The sequence below is a fragment of the Bacillota bacterium genome, assembly GCA_023511455.1.
Taxonomy (GTDB): domain Bacteria; phylum Armatimonadota; class HRBIN16; order HRBIN16; family HRBIN16; genus HRBIN16.
The window spans coordinates 13,032-29,475 of the sequence record JAIMBJ010000038.1 but is presented as its reverse complement, the minus strand read 5'-3'; the positions used below and the strand labels follow the sequence as shown (position 1 = coordinate 29,475).

Genomic DNA, 16,444 nt, shown 5'->3' with positions numbered 1-16,444 from the left:
GGGGTGAGGGCAAACCACCACCTCCGCCAGAAGATTTTTTCAAAAGTTTCCCGCCGACCCCCGCAAAAATGCCTTGACAAATCTGCAGGCGGTTTAATATAATCAATATAGTAGAGCAGTCTCCTGCGGTTTCTGGAAGTTCCTGAAGGCTTTCAAAACCATCACACAAGGAGGGTGCTGAAAAATGCTACGACGGTTTCCGTACCTGCGCACACTCGCTACGGTGTGCATCCTGAGCCTCACCGTGCAGGTGGCGGCTCCGCTCTTCGCTTCCCCCAGCACAAGGGGGGGTAAAAACGACATTTGCAAGCCTTTCCACTGACAACAACACCTCTTCTTCCAAACTCCTGACGTGGGCAAACAGTTTATGGAACCTCGTGCTCTCTACCCTGCAATCCGCCAATCCGCCTCTGCCACCTGCGCCAGGTTCCCCGCACCCCTGGCAGCCGGGCTATCCCGTCTATTCGGGGGTGGTCAACCTGGCAACGGGTAACCTGCAACTGGTGCATCCGGTGTGCAGCTGGGGCGGCAAAGGGGGCGGCATCTCCTTTGTGCTGACCTTCAACAGCCAGAGCGCACGCAGCAGCAGCGTGGGTCCGAAGTGGACGCATTCCTACCACTGGCAGGTGATTTCGCAGGGCAATCAAGCCATCGTGGTGGCTGGGGACGGCACGGAGACGGTGTTCACCCTCTCTGGTGGTCAATATCTGCCTCCAGCAGGGGTGTATGACCAGCTGGTGCGCCACGCGGACAGCACGTGGACGCTGACGCACAAGGGGGGCTTGAAGCGCTATTTCCTCGCCGACGGCAGGTTAGACCGTATCGTAGACCTCAACGGCAACACGGTGCAGTGCACTTACAGCGGGGGCAATCTGGTGTCGGTGACCGACGCTTGCGGTCGGGTGTTGCAGTTGGGATACAGCGGTTCGCGGCTGACGAGCGTCACCGACGCGGAGGGCAGGGTATGGACGTTGAGTTACGACGGCAGCGGTCGGCTGGTGTCGGTGAATGACCCGCTGTTGAACGGGGTGAGTTACTCCACGCAGTTCGGGTATGACGCCAACAACAACGTGGTACGCATCACGAACCGCTTGGGCAAGACATGGAGTTACGGTTACAGCACGAACAGTCGGTTTGCGAGCATGACCGACCCCGACGGTCGGGTATGGAGTTTGAGTTACAGTTCCGGAGGGGGTATCGAGCGTTACGGGCGCGATGCTCAGCCGATAGATGCCACCTCGCCGATACCCATGCCTCCGATTGCCAGCGAGGGTGGAGTGCGCGACCCCAGTGGGGTGAGTGTGCATTATGGCATGACCAGTAGCGGTGAGTTAGGTGTCCTGCGCGACGCTTTGGGCAATCAGACGGTGTTCAATTACGACGCTCAGCACAACCGCACGGCGATGATGTTGCCCAGTGGGGCAGTGTGGCAGTATAGCTATGACGCTCGTGGCAACCAGCTTAGCGTCAGGGACCCGTTGAACAACACCACCAGTTACCAGTATGGCAGTTACGGCCGGGTGACGCTGGTGCAGGACCCGCTGGGCAACCAGACGCACTACGGTTACGATGCGCGGGGCAACCTGACGCAGGTGACCGACCCGTTGGGCAACACCACCAGTTACATGGTGGACAGTTCGGGTTTGGTGACGGCGGTGACCGACGCGATGGGCAGGCAGACGCAGTTCAGTTACGACAGCACGGGCAACCTGACGCAGGTTCGTGACCCGTTGGGCAACACCACCCGTTACAGTTACCAGTGCTGTCGGGTGACGCAGCGCACGGACGCACTGGGCAGAGTGACCACCTACAGTTACGACGGTTGGGGCAGGTTGGTGGGGATAGACTACCCGCAGAGCGCGGACGTGTCGTTGCAGTATGATGCGGAGGGTCGGTTGACGCAGGCGGTGGACGGCACGGGCACGCGCACCTTTGAGTATGACAGTTGGGGCAGACGGATACGGCAGACCGCGCCTGCAGGCACGTCCACGGCGACGTATGATGCGGCGGGACGGTTGACGAGCCAGACGGATGTGACAGGCAGGCAGATAACGTATCAGTATGACGACGCAGGCAGGCTGGTTCGGGTATCCGACCCGACGAGTTGGGTGCAGTATACCTACAACGCGAACAGCGCGGTGGTGCGGGAGACCTACTCCAACAACACGCGGGTGGAGTATGTGTATGACGGCGCGGGTCGGGTGACGAGCGTGCAGCATCGGGTGCACTCCACGAACGCGCTGATCATCGGCTACGCGGTGACGTATGACGCGGCGGGCAGGGTGGTTCGCATCAACGAGTCTCCGTCCAGCGCGGTGACGACGTATCAGTATGACGGTGCGGGTCGGTTGCTTCGGGAGGAGCGGACGGTGAACCGCCCGTATTTGGGGGAGTATCAGTATGACGACTCGGGCAACCGTACCTTTGCGCGTCGGGTAGAGAACGGGGTGGAGACGCATCGTGGCACGTATACGTATGACGGCGCGGGCAGGCTGATACAGGTGGTGGACGCGGCGACCAATACCACCGAGAACTACGTGTGGAACGCGGACGGCACGTTGGCGAGTTTTCCGGGGCCGGGCTACACGCGGTTATTGGAGTATGACGAGGAGGGGAGGCTCATCCGCATTCGTCGGGACTACGGCGGGGGCAACGTGCAGCTGGCGTATGAGTATGGGTATGGTTTTGACGGCGGTCGTCGGTGGCGCAAGGACTACGTGAACGGGGTGTGGACGCGGTATCCGTGTGGTGTGGCGTGCGGAGCGGGCGAGTTGGTGGAGCAGCAGAAGCCGCTGGAGGGTGGCAGCTGGACGGTGAGTGCGCTGTACTTGCAGGGCATCTCGTTGGTGCGTCGGAACAATGAGTGGCATCACTTTGACCCGTTAGGCACGGCGGGTGTGATTACGAACAGGAGCGCACAGGTGGTCAGCAACAACCTGTATGACGTGTTTGGGGTGTTGCGGTATCAGCAGGGCAGTGCGCAGACGCCGTGGAGATTGGAAGCTGCGTTTATCGATGCGGAGCAACTGCTAAATGCAGGTAAGGGGATGCTATTAGTCCCTCGGGTCGCTAATGCCACTCGAGGGTTTTCATGGCGTTGGCCCCCCTTCAGATTACCACCTTGGCTCAGGCCTCCTAAAGTGCCGCCAGGTGTTTGGTTTGGGGTTTGCGGCGTGTCGTGTGTTTCCCTGCTTGTGGACGTTTTGTCTAATTTCTACGGCACCTGTGCCAACGTCGGGAGCGGTTCTGCTCGTTTACACTGTGCCGTTTGCACAACGTGGCGGCAGGGCGGAGGCATGCAGTTAGTCCTTGCGACATGCGTCGGGTGCTTGTGTGGAGTGTTCGGCGGAGGCTTATTGGGCGGCTTTGCGTGTGGGGCGCTGCTCGTACCTGGCATCATGGAGATACTGTGCGCAAGCTATCCGAAACCAGAAGAGCCACCGCACTATTACTTCATACCCTATCCAGTGCCCTATCCTGTGCCGGCGCCGGTGCCCAAGCCACCATCTGGTCCAATGGTCATCTAAGAATACGTGTATGGGTAGGAAGCAGGACAGGAGACTTCTAAGTTGTTCAGATAGTAGCTCCGTAGGAAGCTCCTGTTCTGCCCCCAAATAGAAGAGGAGCTAAAACAATGACCGCTCCGACATTGAGGAGGTGAGAAATGAGACGATTTGTGCGCTATGTTAGCGAGCTAATCGGGGTTCCATTCGCGATGACGGGTCAGGCGTATGTACTTATCAGTGTTCTATTCTGGAAAGAACAGCCTGCCCTTTGGTCGTTTGCATTCCATTGGGGTGGCTCGTCTGCCATGGGTTGTTTCCTTGGCTACATCATTTGGAGTGACGAGGCGCGCCAGATCGAGGCGGATGGGGGCAAGGTAGACGACCGGCCAGGGTGGGCGCTGTTAATTTGCGCCGGCTTAGGGGTGGTCATAGCCCTTGTGAGCGGCTTTGTACCTAAGTCTGCGCCGTACCCCGAAGCGCTCAAGGTAGTTTTGTCGTTGTGCCTGTTTGGTCAGCAGGTTTTTCTCTGGGTTGCGGCACACACAGGGGCACGCGAGTTTCGTCAGTGTCCCAGCGTGGATACTTATGAGAGGAAAACCGGTGTGGAGCAACAACCTGTATGACGTGTTCGGGGTGTTGCGGTATCAGCAGGGCGGTGCGGAAACGCCGTGGAGGTGGGAGCAGCAGGCGCAGGCTGAAGAAGGACTGTTCGCCGCACGAGCTGGATACCTGTACGTGAAAATGGAACTCGGACGAACTATGGTAAACATGCAGGGGCGTTTCAGTCCCCTCGCTTTCAGATGGTTTCGGATCGACCGTGACTGCCTGCAGGATTGCTTCTTCGACTTCATTGTTGGCTTTGGTGCAGGCTGCGGAGGAGCACTCATCGGAGCGGGAAAGGCGTGTGCGTTGTGCGTAGCAACCGCCTTGCTCTCGTGTGCTGTGTCGCCACCCTCCTGCTCCTTGGCGCTTGGATTGTGCAACGCCATCTGCGGTCCAGGAGTCATTCAGAACTGTCTCGCAGCAGGGCTAATTGGTGGTGCTGCCAATTTCGTTATCTGCTATCGCTCCTGTGTGCGGGATAAGCAAAGAGCCGTCGTTAGCGTCCCTGTCTATGTAGGTCCTAGTCCGACGCTGAATTGAACTTGATGCCCGCTGGTGGTGACATCGGCGGGCATCACATCACCTTGATTTGGGAGGTACTGGATATGCGACCAGAGAAAACCATACTCCTTGTGTTCGATACCTTAGCAATGGTGGTGGCTGCTTACCTGCTACCATCTGTGAACGCAGCGTTCGGGGTCGGGTTGGTTGGAGGAGCGGTTTTGGAACTGTGGAGGTGCAGAAATCAGCCAATCACGATACCGACTCTTAAGCCGCTCAATCAGGGACATAAATGGCTGTTGACAGGCTTCCTTCTTACTTTGTGGGTAATCGTACAGGGGCTGCTGTTTTGGATGGCTCTGACATTGACGACATATGGTCGTGAGTTTTCTCTAAGGTTGGTTGGTGTCACGGCAGGATATTCGTTAAGTAGGGTAGCTGTATTTGCTGCCCGATGGATGAGGCAAAGCGGCGACATGTAGACTACCAACGCGTATTTTGCCTCTAATTGGTGGCAAACACTGTGTGCAGGAACGCAACAAGCTATACAAGTGTATATCTGTTTGAGCCCGTGTATTTCGCATCACCTCGACCCGTTAGGCACGGCGCAGGTGATTACGAACAACTCGGCGAGCGTCATCAGCAACAACCTGTATGACATATTCGGGGTGTTGCGGTATCAGCAGGGCGGTGCGGAAACGCCGTGGAGAGCTTCTCATCTTGCACTAGGAAGACTGCGTTTGGGAGATGAAGAGCTCCAAACCGCTGGAGCAACAGACCAACTAATAGCTTCCAGTAGTATACTGGCTAACTGGGCACGATGGAATCCCTGCGCTACCCCTTTAGAGGATTGCCTATACCAGTGCTGGCGCAATTACATTGCGCGCCAAGCTTTTTGCTATAGGCAGTATTACCGATGCCTGAAACGCTGTTGGATTCCAATCTACTGCTACTACAAGTGCCACCCGCAACTTTCTGTCTGTTTGGGAGGGGCATACAGGGATTTCTTGCAGTGCCAGATAGACTGTTACAACACATACCTCTACTAAGGGAGGGTGTACAATGGTAGGTAAGACTGCATTCTTCAGTCTAGTAACCCTAGGTATCTACTGGGTTGTGCTCTCAGTAACACACAATCTAAGTTCGGAAAAAGTGCTACAGGATCGATACTTCCAGGTGTATCAACTCTGGGAGCAAGCAAGCCAGCGTAACCCTGAGTTGCCCCCTCCCCTACCTCCCCCAACTTGCCCTGTGCCTTCGCCGCCTTTACTATCGGCAGCAGTAGCTTTCGGTTTTTGGGGAGCAATTCGCAGCCTTTTACCCAAAAGGAACTGGCTAATAGCTGGATGGGGGATAGGGGGGGTGTTGATACTTGCTTCACTCTTCGGGCAGTTAGCGGGTGGTGCGGAGATATTCACACTGCTGGTCAATTTACTGCTCCTAATAGTCGCTTGCCTAGGAGGGGTTTATGCTGGCATTTTGGCGGATCGCGTGTCCGAAGAGGGGTGGATAGTACGATTACGCCGGAGGGGAGCAGGTGAGTAAATCTGCTTCACGAGATCTCGCCCTCGCATGTCGAGTGACATCACTTTGGCCCTTTGGGCACGGCGCAGGTGACCACGAACGGGAGCGCACAAGTGGTCAGCAACGACGTGTATGACCTGTCCGGGGTGTTGCGGTACGAGACTGTTTGAACAATGCGAGACGCCACGCAGCTAAAAGCCTCTTGCAGAGTGTGCGACATAAAGCGACATAATCTGTCATTCTGAGCAGAACGAAAAATCTCAGAGATCCTTCGCTGACGCTCAGGGTGACAGGACGCGAGATGATTCGATTGCGTTCGGCATGACACGAAGATGCCTCTGTAGTCGCTGTGGCGAGCCTTGAGACGGCTTATTGGACACTCCCTGAGACGGTATCGGAAAAACTTACCAAATGCTGCCGCAGATTTCGGGTGGCATGACACCCAATACAGGGTTGAAATCACTGGTTATGACCGTTTGGTCGCGGGACACCAGCCGCAAACATCAGCTGTAGCCTGCGCTTGACCGCACGCACCATGAAGTATGCGGCGGCATCAGGTGTAGCCCGGTTGTCCGCAGGACTCCTGCATCCCCATCGGGAAGCAGTACTCCACGTAAAGCGAGTGCAGAGGTACGGAGATGTCGGATATGCAGAATCCATCCCAAAACACCCCTTATGTGGAGCATCGACCGGCATATCACTTCCTGCCGCCCAAAGGGTGGATGAACGACCTCAACGGCTTGGTCCACTTTCGCGGGGAGTATCACCTGTTCTATCAGCATAACCCGGAGGCGGCAGTACCCCGAAACATCGTGTGGGGACATGCGGTCAGCCTCAACCTGGTGAACTGGAGGCACCTGCCCGTTGCCCTGCGCCCCGACCAGCCCTACGACAAAGATGGCGTGTGGACGGGATGCATGGTGGACGATGGGGGTACCCCAACCGCCGTCTACACAGGGGTGCATACGGAGGTGCAGTGTATTGCTACCAGCAAGGACATGGTGCGGTGGACGAAGGCGCCGGAGAACCCCGTCATCGCCGCGCCGCCGCCTGGTGTGGAGGTGACGGGCTTTCGCGACCCTTACGTGTGGCGTAGCCGCGACTGGTGGTATGCGGTGGTGGGGTCGGGCATCAAGGACGTGGGAGGTACCATCTTTTTGTATCGTTCGCGAGACCTGCGCCGCTGGGAATATCTGGAGCCTGCGCTGGTGGGCAAAAAGGAGGAGACGGGCGAAATGTGGGAGTGCCCGAACCTCTTCCAGCTGGGCAGGAAGTGGGTGTTGTGGACATCGCCCGTGCCGCTGGGGCGGGTGATTTACTTTGTGGGCACGTTCCGCAAGCACCAATTCCAGCCCGAGTACCGCGGCGAGATGGATTTGGGCGGATGCTTCTATGCACCACAGGGCTTTCGCGATGCGCGGGGGCGGCGCATCCTGTTCGGCTGGCTGTGGGAGACGCGCAGCGAACCCATGAGCGCGGAAGCCGGCTGGGCAGGGGTACAATCCCTGCCGCGATGGGCCACGCTCGGGCGCGATAACCGCCTGCTGTTCGAACCGGTGCCGGAGCTGCGCAGGCTGCGCCGCGGTGCGGTGAGCCTCACGGCGCGGACACTGCGTTCCGGAGAGGAGGTTGCCCTGCAGGAGCTGTCAGGCGACCGATGGGAACTGCAGGTGGAGATACACCCGCAGGACGCCGCACGGTGCGGCGTGCGCCTTTACCACGTCGCCGATGAGGGGCAGATGACCGCCGTTTTCTTCTCGCAAGCCGAGCAAAAGCTGGTCGTCGACCGCACCCATTCCAGTCGGTACGAGGAGGTCACGCGCGACGTACGTTCTGCGCCGTTCTCCCTGAAGGAAAAGGAGCCTCTGCGTCTGCGCCTGTTTGTCGACCGCTCAGTGCTGGAGGTGTATGCCAACGGGCACACCTGCCTCACCAGCCGCATCTACCCGCAGGGAGCAGGGGGCTATCAGCCACGCTTGTTTGCCGAAGAGGGGAGCGCACTGGCGACGCGAATAGAAGGGTGGACGCTCGACGCTATCTGGTGAGGAGATGATGTGAAAACGTGTATCCCCTGGCGAGCCATCCTGATTGGACTGCTGTTGCTGCCGGTGAACGCTTTCTGGCTCGTACAGATGGAGATGTCCTCCGGGGGACCCGCGCTATACACGTGGGCGCTGGGTCCCTATCCCACCACGTTCTCGCTATTCGCCAACGTCATCTGCTTCACCGTATTGCTAATTGCGTTCAACCTGCTGGCAGGGCGATGGCGTCCGCAATGGAGGCTGTCGCAGGCGGAGATACTCCTTATCTATTCCATGCTTGCCATCGGCACCAGCTTGACCAGCGTCGACTTTCTGGACGTGTTGATACCCATGCTGGGGCATCCCACCCGCCATGCCACACCGTACAACCGCTGGGAAACGCTGTTCATGCAGTACCTGCCCGACTGGTTTGTGGTACGCGACAAAGAGGCGTTGACCGGCTGGTATACCGGCATGACCAACCCCTACACCTGGTGGCGGCTGCGGGCATGGCTGGTTCCCCTTGCGGCGTGGGGAGTGTTTATTCTGGTGCTGCTGTGGGTGATGCTGTGCCTGAACGTACTGGTGCGCAGGCAGTGGACGCAGCACGAACGGCTCAGCTACCCCATCATCCTGCTCCCGCTGGAGATGACAGACGACCCCGTTCGCTTCTTCCGGCAACCCCTGCTGTGGGCGGGGTTCGCCCTTTCTGGCGGCATCTGCACCCTGAACGGATTGCACGTGCTGTATCCCTATCTGCCCTACATTCCCGTGAAGATGCAGGACATCAGCCCGATGTTCACCACGCCGCCCTGGAACGCTATCGGCTGGACGCCCATCTCCTTCTATCCCTTCGCCATCGGACTGGGCTTTCTGATGCCCGCCGACCTGCTCTTCTCCAGCTGGTGTTTCTATTTCTTTTTCAAGGCGCAACGCATTCTCAGCGCGTACTTCGGCTGGTCCTATGACCGCCCGAACTTTCCCTATATCAACGAACAGTGCTTTGGCGGCTACATGGGCGTGGCGATGCTGGCAGTATGGGCAACGCGCAAGCACCTGGCGCACTTCCTGCGTTCCGCCTGGCGCGGCGACCCCAAGGAATGGACGGATGAACCTTTCAGCCCGCGAGTGGCGCTGGTCGGGCTTGTGGTGGGGTTCCTGTTTCTGGTCGCCTTTTTCCGGGTATCGGGGCTCACGCTGTGGGTCAGCGTGGTTGCCTTCGTGATCTACTTCGCCATTGCGATTGCCTGCACGCGCATGAGGGCGGAACTGGGACCGCCGGCACACGACTTACACAACGGCGGTCCCGACTACATTCTCGCCGCTGCACTGGGCACGCGCTTCTTCTCCGACCGCGATTTGACCATCCTGACCTACTTTTACGGCTTCAACCGCGCCTACCGCAGTCTGGCGATGCCCGTGCAGCTGGAGGCGTTCAAGATGGGAGAGCGAAAGGCAATCCCGGCACGCAGTATCGCTTTCGCGCTGGTGGTGGCATCCGTGGGAGGACTGTTATCGGGTTACTGGGCGCTGTACCACTTTGGCTACACGCGCGGAGTGGAAGAGAGGATGGCGCTTCACCTGAGCTACTTCGGCTGGGAGGCGTTTAACCGGCTGACGAACTGGCTGCAGAACCCGCGCGACACCGATATCCCCGCGGTAACCGCTATCGGCGTGGGCTGGGGCACGGTATTGGGGTTGCAGGCGTTGCGGATGCGCTTTTCGTGGTGGCCTCTGCATCCTATCGGCTTGCCCATCTCCGGCAGCTGGACGATGAACACGATATGGCTGCCGATGCTCATCAGCTGGGCGGTGAAGGTGACCGTGCTGCGGTATGGAGGATTGCGCGTCTACCGCCGCGCACTTGCGTTTTTCCTGGGGCTGATTCTGGGTGACTTTCTGATAGGTTGTCTCTGGCCCATCATCGGCTGGTGGCTGAAGGTGAACACCTACAGCTTCAGCCAGTAGTTTCCCGACCGGTTTTACTTCAGCCACACCGGCTCGCCTTTTTCTGGCTCTCCACCAGCGCCGCGGGGACGCCCCATAAATGGCAACAGCGAGATGTCGCCCTCCCCCCGAGCCCGCTCCGCCATGAGCCAGCCTCCGTCGTCCTTGCCGTCTTTGCCCACACTGTACAGCAGAAACCCCTTTTCAGCCGGCTTATACACGAAGTTGCCCCCGGTGAAGGGGTCTTTATCCAGGTCTGCGACGCCCGCATCGCTCAGGCTACGCGGGTAGGAACCGTGCTTCAAACGATAGGCACGCACCGCAGCGGCACAGCCCAGCAGGCGGATGCGGGTAGTCGCCTCAGCGGTACTCAGTGCCAATCCCTCATAAATGGGCATCAGCAATCTCACCACGGGGTGGCGGGGCGGTTCCAACTGTTTCTGATGAACAATGGGCCTGGACAGCTCTGTTTCCACTTGCTGCAGGTAGGTGTTCAACTCGTGGGCAGCGCGGCGCAGGTTCAGCCATCGGGGGTTCCAGCGCATCAACGCGCGGTTCTCGGCAACCACCCGCATGGCGTCCACTTTGCCCGCATACAGGTCGTGCAGCAGCGAAAGGAGCGCGGCGCGCTCGACGGCTATGGCTTGCTCGGGCGGAACACGGTATTTTTCCCACTCACGCACGGCGGCTACCAGCTGCTCGCATGGTGCGACGGGGAGCAGGGGAAGTATCTCGCTCATTCGCCTGTTCACGACCGCCTGCATCGCAGAACCCACCAGATGATGCAACATGTTGCCCTGCGTGCGGATTTGCTCCGCGAGTAGCAGCACCGTCCGGTAGTTCTCCACTGCCCGGGCGTAATCTTCCTCCTGTGCCGCCAGCGCAATGTCCAGCGCTTCGATACTCGCCCATCGCCGAAACTCCGCCAGCTCGGGAAACTGCCAGACGGGTGTGTACTCCATAATCACCACACACGGTTTGCGCAGATAGCGGCGATATTCCCTGCGCACAGGGCTCATCCGACGCAGAAGGTACCCCGTCAGCTCCGGACGGTCTAATCGTAAGTTGTAGCGTGAAGGAAACAGCTCCTGCTCCGCGTAGGAAAGCATCGGGTCGTTTCGGAAGATTTGGGCGGTGTACGCTGCCAGAGAACGGTAGACATCGTACGGATTATCAGCGGGCTCGGGCGGACGCTGGGGACGCGGGATGTCGATAGGGGCGGTCCACCATCGCATCAGCCCCACAGTGGCAAGCACCACCGTCGCCACAGCAGTCCAGCAGCCGATTCTGCGTCTTCGCAGAGTGTACATGGGTTCTTCACCCAACGGGTACCGCACTCTCAACCAGAATCCGGTATGCCCACTCTGGCTGGACGTCCGGATCGTTTCGCCTCACACTGCATGAATCTGCGTTGATAGCGATGGGGTCGCTCACGTTCTGCGCGTGCCAGCCCCATCTCTATCATCTTGCGGTTGATGAACAGCCGATTCGTCAGGTACACATAAGCAACGGCAGAATGTTCGCTCTCCAGCAACTCTCCCTCGCTTTTAATGACGACCCGCTTGCCCAGTACGTAACGCCGAAGATACTCGACGGCGTCGTTTCGACACTCTGACGGAACCACCACCCCCAGCAGGCGCACCAATCTGCCGTCCTCTATCTGCAAGGTGCACTCGTCCACCACTGCAGTCACCTTCACGGCGGTTTCTTTGCGTTTCTTGAAATCGGCGACCGGACGGGCATCCTGAACGCGGGGCACGTAGCCTGCAGGCGGCTCTACCGGCTGTAACGCCTGTTCGCGGTGAACGAAACGAACGGGTGGTTCGCTCGATAAGAGATCCAAATCCGCCAGCTTGTCACGGATGAGCGGCTCAAACTCTCGCTGGATTTCGTAGCCCACCGCGTGGCGCGCCAGCTGCAGTGCAGCCCTCAGCGTCGTACCACTGCCCGCAAACGGGTCCAGCACCGTCTCGCCGACGAAAGTGAACATGCGGATGAGGCGACGGGGCAGTTCTTCGGGAAACATCGCTTCATGTCCCACCTGCCTTGCCCCGCCGAAGTTCCAGTGCCCGCTGAAATACTCTTTCCACTCGTCGCGGGTCAGCTGAGATGCCTGCTTGACGTCTGCAGGCACCACTCGGTTGCGCCCACCGGGCTTGCGGAAAAGCAGGATGAACTCGTAATCCAGCTCCACGATGCCGTTGGGCGGGTAGGGGAAGGAACCCATCACCACCGCGCCGCCTGTGGTATTCATGGTGGTCTTTTTCTGCCAGATGATTGCGCCCATGTAGTCGAAGCCTGTCGTCTCACACTGCGCGATGATTTCGGCGTGCAGGGGTATCACCTTATAGCGACCGTACACTACACTCCGCGCGAACTGGTCGCCGATGTTGACGCACAGTCGCCGTCCGGGCTGCAGCACGCGGTAACATTCGCGCCATACGCGGGAGAGGTCTATCAGGTATTCGTGCAGGCTCTGCCCGTAGCCGATTTGCCCCTCGCAGCCGTAGTCCTTGATGTGCCAGTAGGGAGGAGAGGTGACCACCAGATGGATGCTCTGGTCGGGCAGTTCCGCCATGTTGCGGCTATCCGCGAGGTAGAGGATGTTCATCCTGCAGGCTCATCGATACTTGTCAAGATTTCTGAGAGCCTCAATTTCAAATCAGGGATTTGTTGAGTAGCCACCGACCAAACGACCTCATCATTGACCCCGAAGTAGTGATGTATCAATTTATCTCGCATTCCAGCCATCTCCCTCCATGGGATTTCAGAATGTGCCCGTCTCAGTTCAGGTGAAAGTCGTTTGACCGCTTCGCCAATCACTCCGAGGTTGCGCATCACAGCGTCTTGCGTTCGTGTGTCTTCCATAAACTGCTGGTAGCTTAACCCGTGGGTGTAGCTGCAAATCCGACCCATCGCCTCCACAATGTCACTAAGATAGTCCTTATCTCGGCGGCTAGTCGACATATATCATTTCCCTCTCGATACTTTCGGCAATGTGTTTCTTACGCGGGTTCGCGCGACCACGGCGTAAAGTTTCCACGGTGATCATGTCTACCTTGCGTCCCAGCAGGCGCTCTACCTCGTTCCATACGTCGATGAACTCCAGCCCAACCGGCCTCGAAAACTCCACCAACAGGTCGACATCGCTATCCTGAGTAGCTGTCCCCCGCGCAAAAGAGCCGAAGATTGCTATTCGCTGCAAGCCATACTTGCTGCGCCACTCGGGTAGGTGCTTGCGCAGTAACTCGATAATCTGCTCGCGTGAAAGCAATGATGTTTTAACTTTACCCATCGATGTTCACATCCTTTGCGACGCTGACAGTCTCCTTTTCCACCAGCTCGCCCCTGCGCCACTTCTCGTAGATCTCTATCGCCTTCGTCAACGGCGGGCGGATACGACAGTGCCCGTCCTGATTGTTCAACTCGTTACAGAAACCCTCATGCACGCAATGGGGAACCAGCATCCTCCCGAAGAACGGGCTGACCGCCATCACCTCCTTGCGCACCTTCTTGAACAGCCTGCGTATCTCCCATTGCGCCAGCGTGCAGAGCCTCAATCCGCAGATGTGTATCAACTCGCGCAGGTTGACGGTCATGATGAGATTGGTCGTCACTGCCTGCGGGAACAGAAACCGCGCGTCTTCGGCAGGGATGCCGAGTTCCACCAGTTTCTGATAGGCTTCGGCGCACTTCGCACGTACTTCCTCAAACACCGCGTGCGCTTCGGGGTTCTCTGCGATGGTATCCGGCTCCACGAAGATATCGGCGGTGTTCTTGAACTGCACGTAACGCTGCGACTGCTGGTCAAACGCGATACCGATGCGATGCCGCACCAGCTGGTGACTCAACGTGCGCGATACACCGGAGATGGAAAACGCGAACCAGATATGCTCAATCGTGGAGTGGTGTCCCGATGCCACCACCTTCGTGATGAGTTGCTCCATCTTCTCGTCGCGCACCTTGCCGCTCTGGATACGCTCCCAGATATCTTCGGGCTTCATCTCACTGTAACAGGTGCGGCAGGCGAGATATACCAGCTGTCGATAGTACTGCTCCGCAATCTCCTTCGTCGGGAATAGAAGTTTCACTTGCATGTCGGTTTTGGGCATGTTCCGTTACTCCGTTTCCGTGCTTTCAATTGTTCCTTCGGCATCGAAACCCTTTTGCAGTAGCCGCTGCCGAACAAAACGCTTAACTGTTTGCGCCAACTGAATCGCCCGCTTCGTTTCCTCTACGGATGGCATATACTCATCCTTTCCGTAACGTATAGTTGTTGCGTACCGTGACAGTTCCTCTATGCCGTGCTCCCGCAATTCGCGGAAAATCGGCTCCACCTGCTCGCAGATCTGAAGGATGTTCTCTATTCGGTGCGTCCGCGGATACTCGCGTCCGTGCAGTATTAGGAAAGCCTTCAAGTACTTCTCCGCAGCCTGCTGCATGTGAAAACACACCATGTCGGTCATTGGAGCAGGGTATTCCATTTCATGAAGACCGATGGTTAAATCGTGCGCCGCTCTCTTTATCTATGTGCGAACAGATGCTTCATTCACACCTCCACCCCCTCTTTGAGAATGTAGTAAACCAGATATCCAGTATCACGCCTCCTTTGTTCTACGACCGCTGCAGGCAAAACAAACACATCTGCGTATATATTCTCTTTCACCAGCCTGAGTAAAATATCGGAAGCAAGGTCCTCTCTCGCGTGAAAGCCCATTCCCTTATCCACCACCACGAGAAAATCCCAGTCGCTGTCGGCGCGGGCATCGCCCCGTGCGCGGCTGCCGAACAGAATCACCTTCACCACCCGGCAACCCGCCTTCTCTACCTCTTCCGTGATGATGCGCTTGGCGCGTTGCAACGTTTCATCACACATCGGCTACTCGCCCCCAGCACTATTCTACTCCCCCTGCACCAGTCGTAGCAAGATAGCATCCTGCACTGCCCGTGCCGTCGCCGCTGAACCGTTATAGTTGTTCATCAGGATGGCGAACACCAGCTCCTCGCCCGTCTGCGTGGTCAGATAGCCCGACAGGGTACTTACTCTGCTCAGACTACCCGTCTTGGCACGCACTTTACCCTGCGCAGGGGTGTTGACCATTCGGTTGCGCAGAGTGCCGTCCACGCCTGCTATCGGAAGGGAGTCCTGAAACACCTTCGCCTGCGGATGCGATGCCATGTAACGCAGTAAGGTTACCAGATTCCTTGCCGACACCTGATTGCGCCGCGACAAGCCAGAACCATCCACGATGTTCAGCGCGGAAAGGTCTAACCCCGCCTCTTTCAAAAAGTCCAGCATCACTCGCTCGCCTGCTGCGGCGCTTCCCTCGCGGTGTAGCACAGCACCCAGTGTGCGCATCAGGCATTCCGCGATAAGGTTATCGCTCGGTTTGTTCAGGAGGGGGAGTATTTCCCTCAGCGGAGGCGACGTGTGGGTGTGGATCAGCCGTGCCCGCTCTGGCACGCGGTCGGGCAGGGCGGTGCGGTAGCGGGTGGTTATCCCACGCTTTTCCAGTGACTCACGCAGCAGCCACATCGCGTAGCGGGGTGGTTCCTCCACCGACAACGCCTGCCTTGCCGAATCGGGACGGGCATCCAGAGGTATCTGTCCCCGCACGATAGCGATGTTGCGTGCGTGCTCGCGCGTCACGTAAACGGTTGCAGGCGTACCGGCTGGAGAAGTCGTTGCCTCATTGCGCACCAGTAGATAGCCCGTGGGGGGAAAGAGGCGGATGCGGGGATCATCACCTGCCTTCTCTCCGGGTGAGACGAAGACGGTCACCGCGTTGCGTTCGACGCATATCGCGCTCAGGCAGGGTGAGTAGTAGTAAGGTTCGTCGTCCCATGCCCAGTCCCAGCCGCGGCGGATACCGTCGAACGCGCTCTCGTCATACAGCAGATAGCCATCGATACGGCGGATACCTGCCTTTTCCACTGCGTCCGCCATCGCTTCGATGTCCTTTAGCAGAATGGTCGGGTCGCCACTGCCCTGCAGAATCAGGTCACCCTGCAGAACGCCCTGTGCGTCTATCTCCCCAGTTACCCAAAGGCGGGTCGTGAAGCGGAAGTCCGGCCCCAGTTTATGCAGGCTTGCCGCCGCAGTGAGCAGTTTCTGATTGGAAGCGGGGACCAGCATCAGGTCCGCGTCGCGTTCGTAAAGCGTTCTGCCGTCCTTCAAGGAGACCACCAGGATAGCGGTAATGCTGTGCGCCAGAGCGGGGTTTTGCAGCAGCTTATCGATATCGGTTTTGAGGTCGGCAAGGACGGGCAGGGTTATCAGCCAGAGCCACAGCAGGCACAGGGTCGTCTTTTTGCGCATGGGCAACCGTCTCCTCGGTGGTT

General features: G+C 58.2%; 14 protein-coding genes. 6 read left to right on the top strand and 8 right to left on the bottom strand.

The annotated features are described in order from the left end of the window. Window positions 1-184 precede the first annotated feature (184 nt). The 6 genes from K6U75_14960 to K6U75_14935 all read left to right on the top strand — a co-directional run bounded on the left by K6U75_14960 (window position 185) and on the right by K6U75_14935 (window position 10,123). Window positions 185-322 carry a hypothetical protein gene (locus K6U75_14960; protein MCL6476343.1) on the top strand — a complete coding sequence of 46 codons (138 nt, stop codon included), beginning with the start codon at window positions 185-187 and terminating at the stop codon, window positions 320-322. Window positions 323-377: 55 nt separating this feature from the next. After that, the gene (locus K6U75_14955; protein ID MCL6476342.1) at window positions 378-3,527 is read left to right on the top strand and encodes a DUF6531 domain-containing protein; all 3,150 of its coding nucleotides are present in this window, start codon (window positions 378-380) and stop codon (window positions 3,525-3,527) included. Window positions 3,528-3,664: 137 nt separating this feature from the next. Beyond that, on the top strand, window positions 3,665-4,129 hold the full coding sequence (locus K6U75_14950; GenBank protein ID MCL6476341.1) for a hypothetical protein: 465 nt from the start codon (window positions 3,665-3,667) through the stop codon (window positions 4,127-4,129). A gap of 585 nt (window positions 4,130-4,714) precedes the next feature. After that, window positions 4,715-5,092, top strand: a complete 378-nt coding sequence (locus K6U75_14945) for a hypothetical protein (GenBank protein MCL6476340.1) — start codon at window positions 4,715-4,717, stop codon at window positions 5,090-5,092. Window positions 5,093-6,781: 1,689 nt separating this feature from the next. Beyond that, window positions 6,782-8,179, top strand: a complete 1,398-nt coding sequence (locus tag K6U75_14940; GenBank protein ID MCL6476339.1) for a glycoside hydrolase family 32 protein — start codon at window positions 6,782-6,784, stop codon at window positions 8,177-8,179. A gap of 9 nt (window positions 8,180-8,188) precedes the next feature. After that, window positions 8,189-10,123: a hypothetical protein gene (locus K6U75_14935; GenBank protein MCL6476338.1), complete on the top strand. Its 1,935-nt coding sequence runs from the start codon at window positions 8,189-8,191 to the stop codon at window positions 10,121-10,123. A 14-nt stretch (window positions 10,124-10,137) separates the two neighbouring features. Here K6U75_14935 and K6U75_14930 read toward each other — a convergent pair whose 3' ends face one another. The 8 genes from K6U75_14930 to dacB form a co-directional block, all read right to left on the bottom strand. Next, the gene (locus K6U75_14930; GenBank protein ID MCL6476337.1) at window positions 10,138-11,412 is read right to left on the bottom strand and encodes a hypothetical protein; all 1,275 of its coding nucleotides are present in this window, start codon (window positions 11,410-11,412) and stop codon (window positions 10,138-10,140) included. A 29-nt stretch (window positions 11,413-11,441) separates the two neighbouring features. Continuing rightward, window positions 11,442-12,713 carry a thermonuclease family protein gene (locus K6U75_14925; GenBank protein MCL6476336.1) on the bottom strand — a complete coding sequence of 424 codons (1,272 nt, stop codon included), beginning with the start codon at window positions 12,711-12,713 and terminating at the stop codon, window positions 11,442-11,444. Next, window positions 12,710-13,069: a DUF86 domain-containing protein gene (locus K6U75_14920; GenBank protein MCL6476335.1), complete on the bottom strand. Its 360-nt coding sequence runs from the start codon at window positions 13,067-13,069 to the stop codon at window positions 12,710-12,712. The genes K6U75_14925 and K6U75_14920 overlap by 4 nt, the downstream gene beginning before the upstream one ends. Then, window positions 13,059-13,397 (bottom strand): nucleotidyltransferase family protein, encoded by a 339-nt coding sequence (locus K6U75_14915; protein MCL6476334.1) that lies wholly within the window; start codon window positions 13,395-13,397, stop codon window positions 13,059-13,061. Before K6U75_14915 ends, K6U75_14920 begins: the two co-directional genes overlap by 11 nt. Beyond that, window positions 13,390-14,214 carry an FAD-dependent thymidylate synthase gene (gene thyX / locus K6U75_14910; GenBank protein MCL6476333.1) on the bottom strand — a complete coding sequence of 275 codons (825 nt, stop codon included), beginning with the start codon at window positions 14,212-14,214 and terminating at the stop codon, window positions 13,390-13,392. Before thyX ends, K6U75_14915 begins: the two co-directional genes overlap by 8 nt. A 6-nt stretch (window positions 14,215-14,220) precedes the next feature. Next, on the bottom strand, window positions 14,221-14,586 hold the full coding sequence (locus K6U75_14905) for a HEPN domain-containing protein (protein MCL6476332.1): 366 nt from the start codon (window positions 14,584-14,586) through the stop codon (window positions 14,221-14,223). A gap of 65 nt (window positions 14,587-14,651) precedes the next feature. Continuing rightward, window positions 14,652-14,978: a nucleotidyltransferase domain-containing protein gene (locus tag K6U75_14900; protein MCL6476331.1), complete on the bottom strand. Its 327-nt coding sequence runs from the start codon at window positions 14,976-14,978 to the stop codon at window positions 14,652-14,654. Window positions 14,979-15,002: 24 nt separating this feature from the next. Then, window positions 15,003-16,421 carry a D-alanyl-D-alanine carboxypeptidase/D-alanyl-D-alanine-endopeptidase gene (gene dacB, locus K6U75_14895; GenBank protein ID MCL6476330.1) on the bottom strand — a complete coding sequence of 473 codons (1,419 nt, stop codon included), beginning with the start codon at window positions 16,419-16,421 and terminating at the stop codon, window positions 15,003-15,005. Window positions 16,422-16,444: the final 23 nt, after the last annotated feature.

Bases quoted from the DNA above. Each gene is read 5' to 3' on its own strand.
- K6U75_14960 (MCL6476343.1), top strand. From the start codon at position 185: ATGCTACGACGGTTTCCGTACCTGCGCACACTCGCTACGGTGTGCATC.
- K6U75_14950 (MCL6476341.1), top strand. From the start codon at position 3,665: ATGAGACGATTTGTGCGCTATGTTAGCGAGCTAATCGGGGTTCCATTC.
- K6U75_14945 (MCL6476340.1), top strand. From the start codon at position 4,715: ATGCGACCAGAGAAAACCATACTCCTTGTGTTCGATACCTTAGCAATG.
- K6U75_14940 (MCL6476339.1), top strand. From the start codon at position 6,782: ATGCAGAATCCATCCCAAAACACCCCTTATGTGGAGCATCGACCGGCA.
- K6U75_14930 (MCL6476337.1), bottom strand. From the start codon at position 11,412: ATGTACACTCTGCGAAGACGCAGAATCGGCTGCTGGACTGCTGTGGCG.
- K6U75_14925 (MCL6476336.1), bottom strand. From the start codon at position 12,713: ATGAACATCCTCTACCTCGCGGATAGCCGCAACATGGCGGAACTGCCC.
- K6U75_14920 (MCL6476335.1), bottom strand. From the start codon at position 13,069: ATGTCGACTAGCCGCCGAGATAAGGACTATCTTAGTGACATTGTGGAG.
- K6U75_14915 (MCL6476334.1), bottom strand. From the start codon at position 13,397: ATGGGTAAAGTTAAAACATCATTGCTTTCACGCGAGCAGATTATCGAG.
- thyX (MCL6476333.1), bottom strand. From the start codon at position 14,214: ATGCCCAAAACCGACATGCAAGTGAAACTTCTATTCCCGACGAAGGAG.
- K6U75_14905 (MCL6476332.1), bottom strand. From the start codon at position 14,586: ATGGAATACCCTGCTCCAATGACCGACATGGTGTGTTTTCACATGCAG.
- K6U75_14900 (MCL6476331.1), bottom strand. From the start codon at position 14,978: ATGTGTGATGAAACGTTGCAACGCGCCAAGCGCATCATCACGGAAGAG.
- dacB (MCL6476330.1), bottom strand. From the start codon at position 16,421: ATGCGCAAAAAGACGACCCTGTGCCTGCTGTGGCTCTGGCTGATAACC.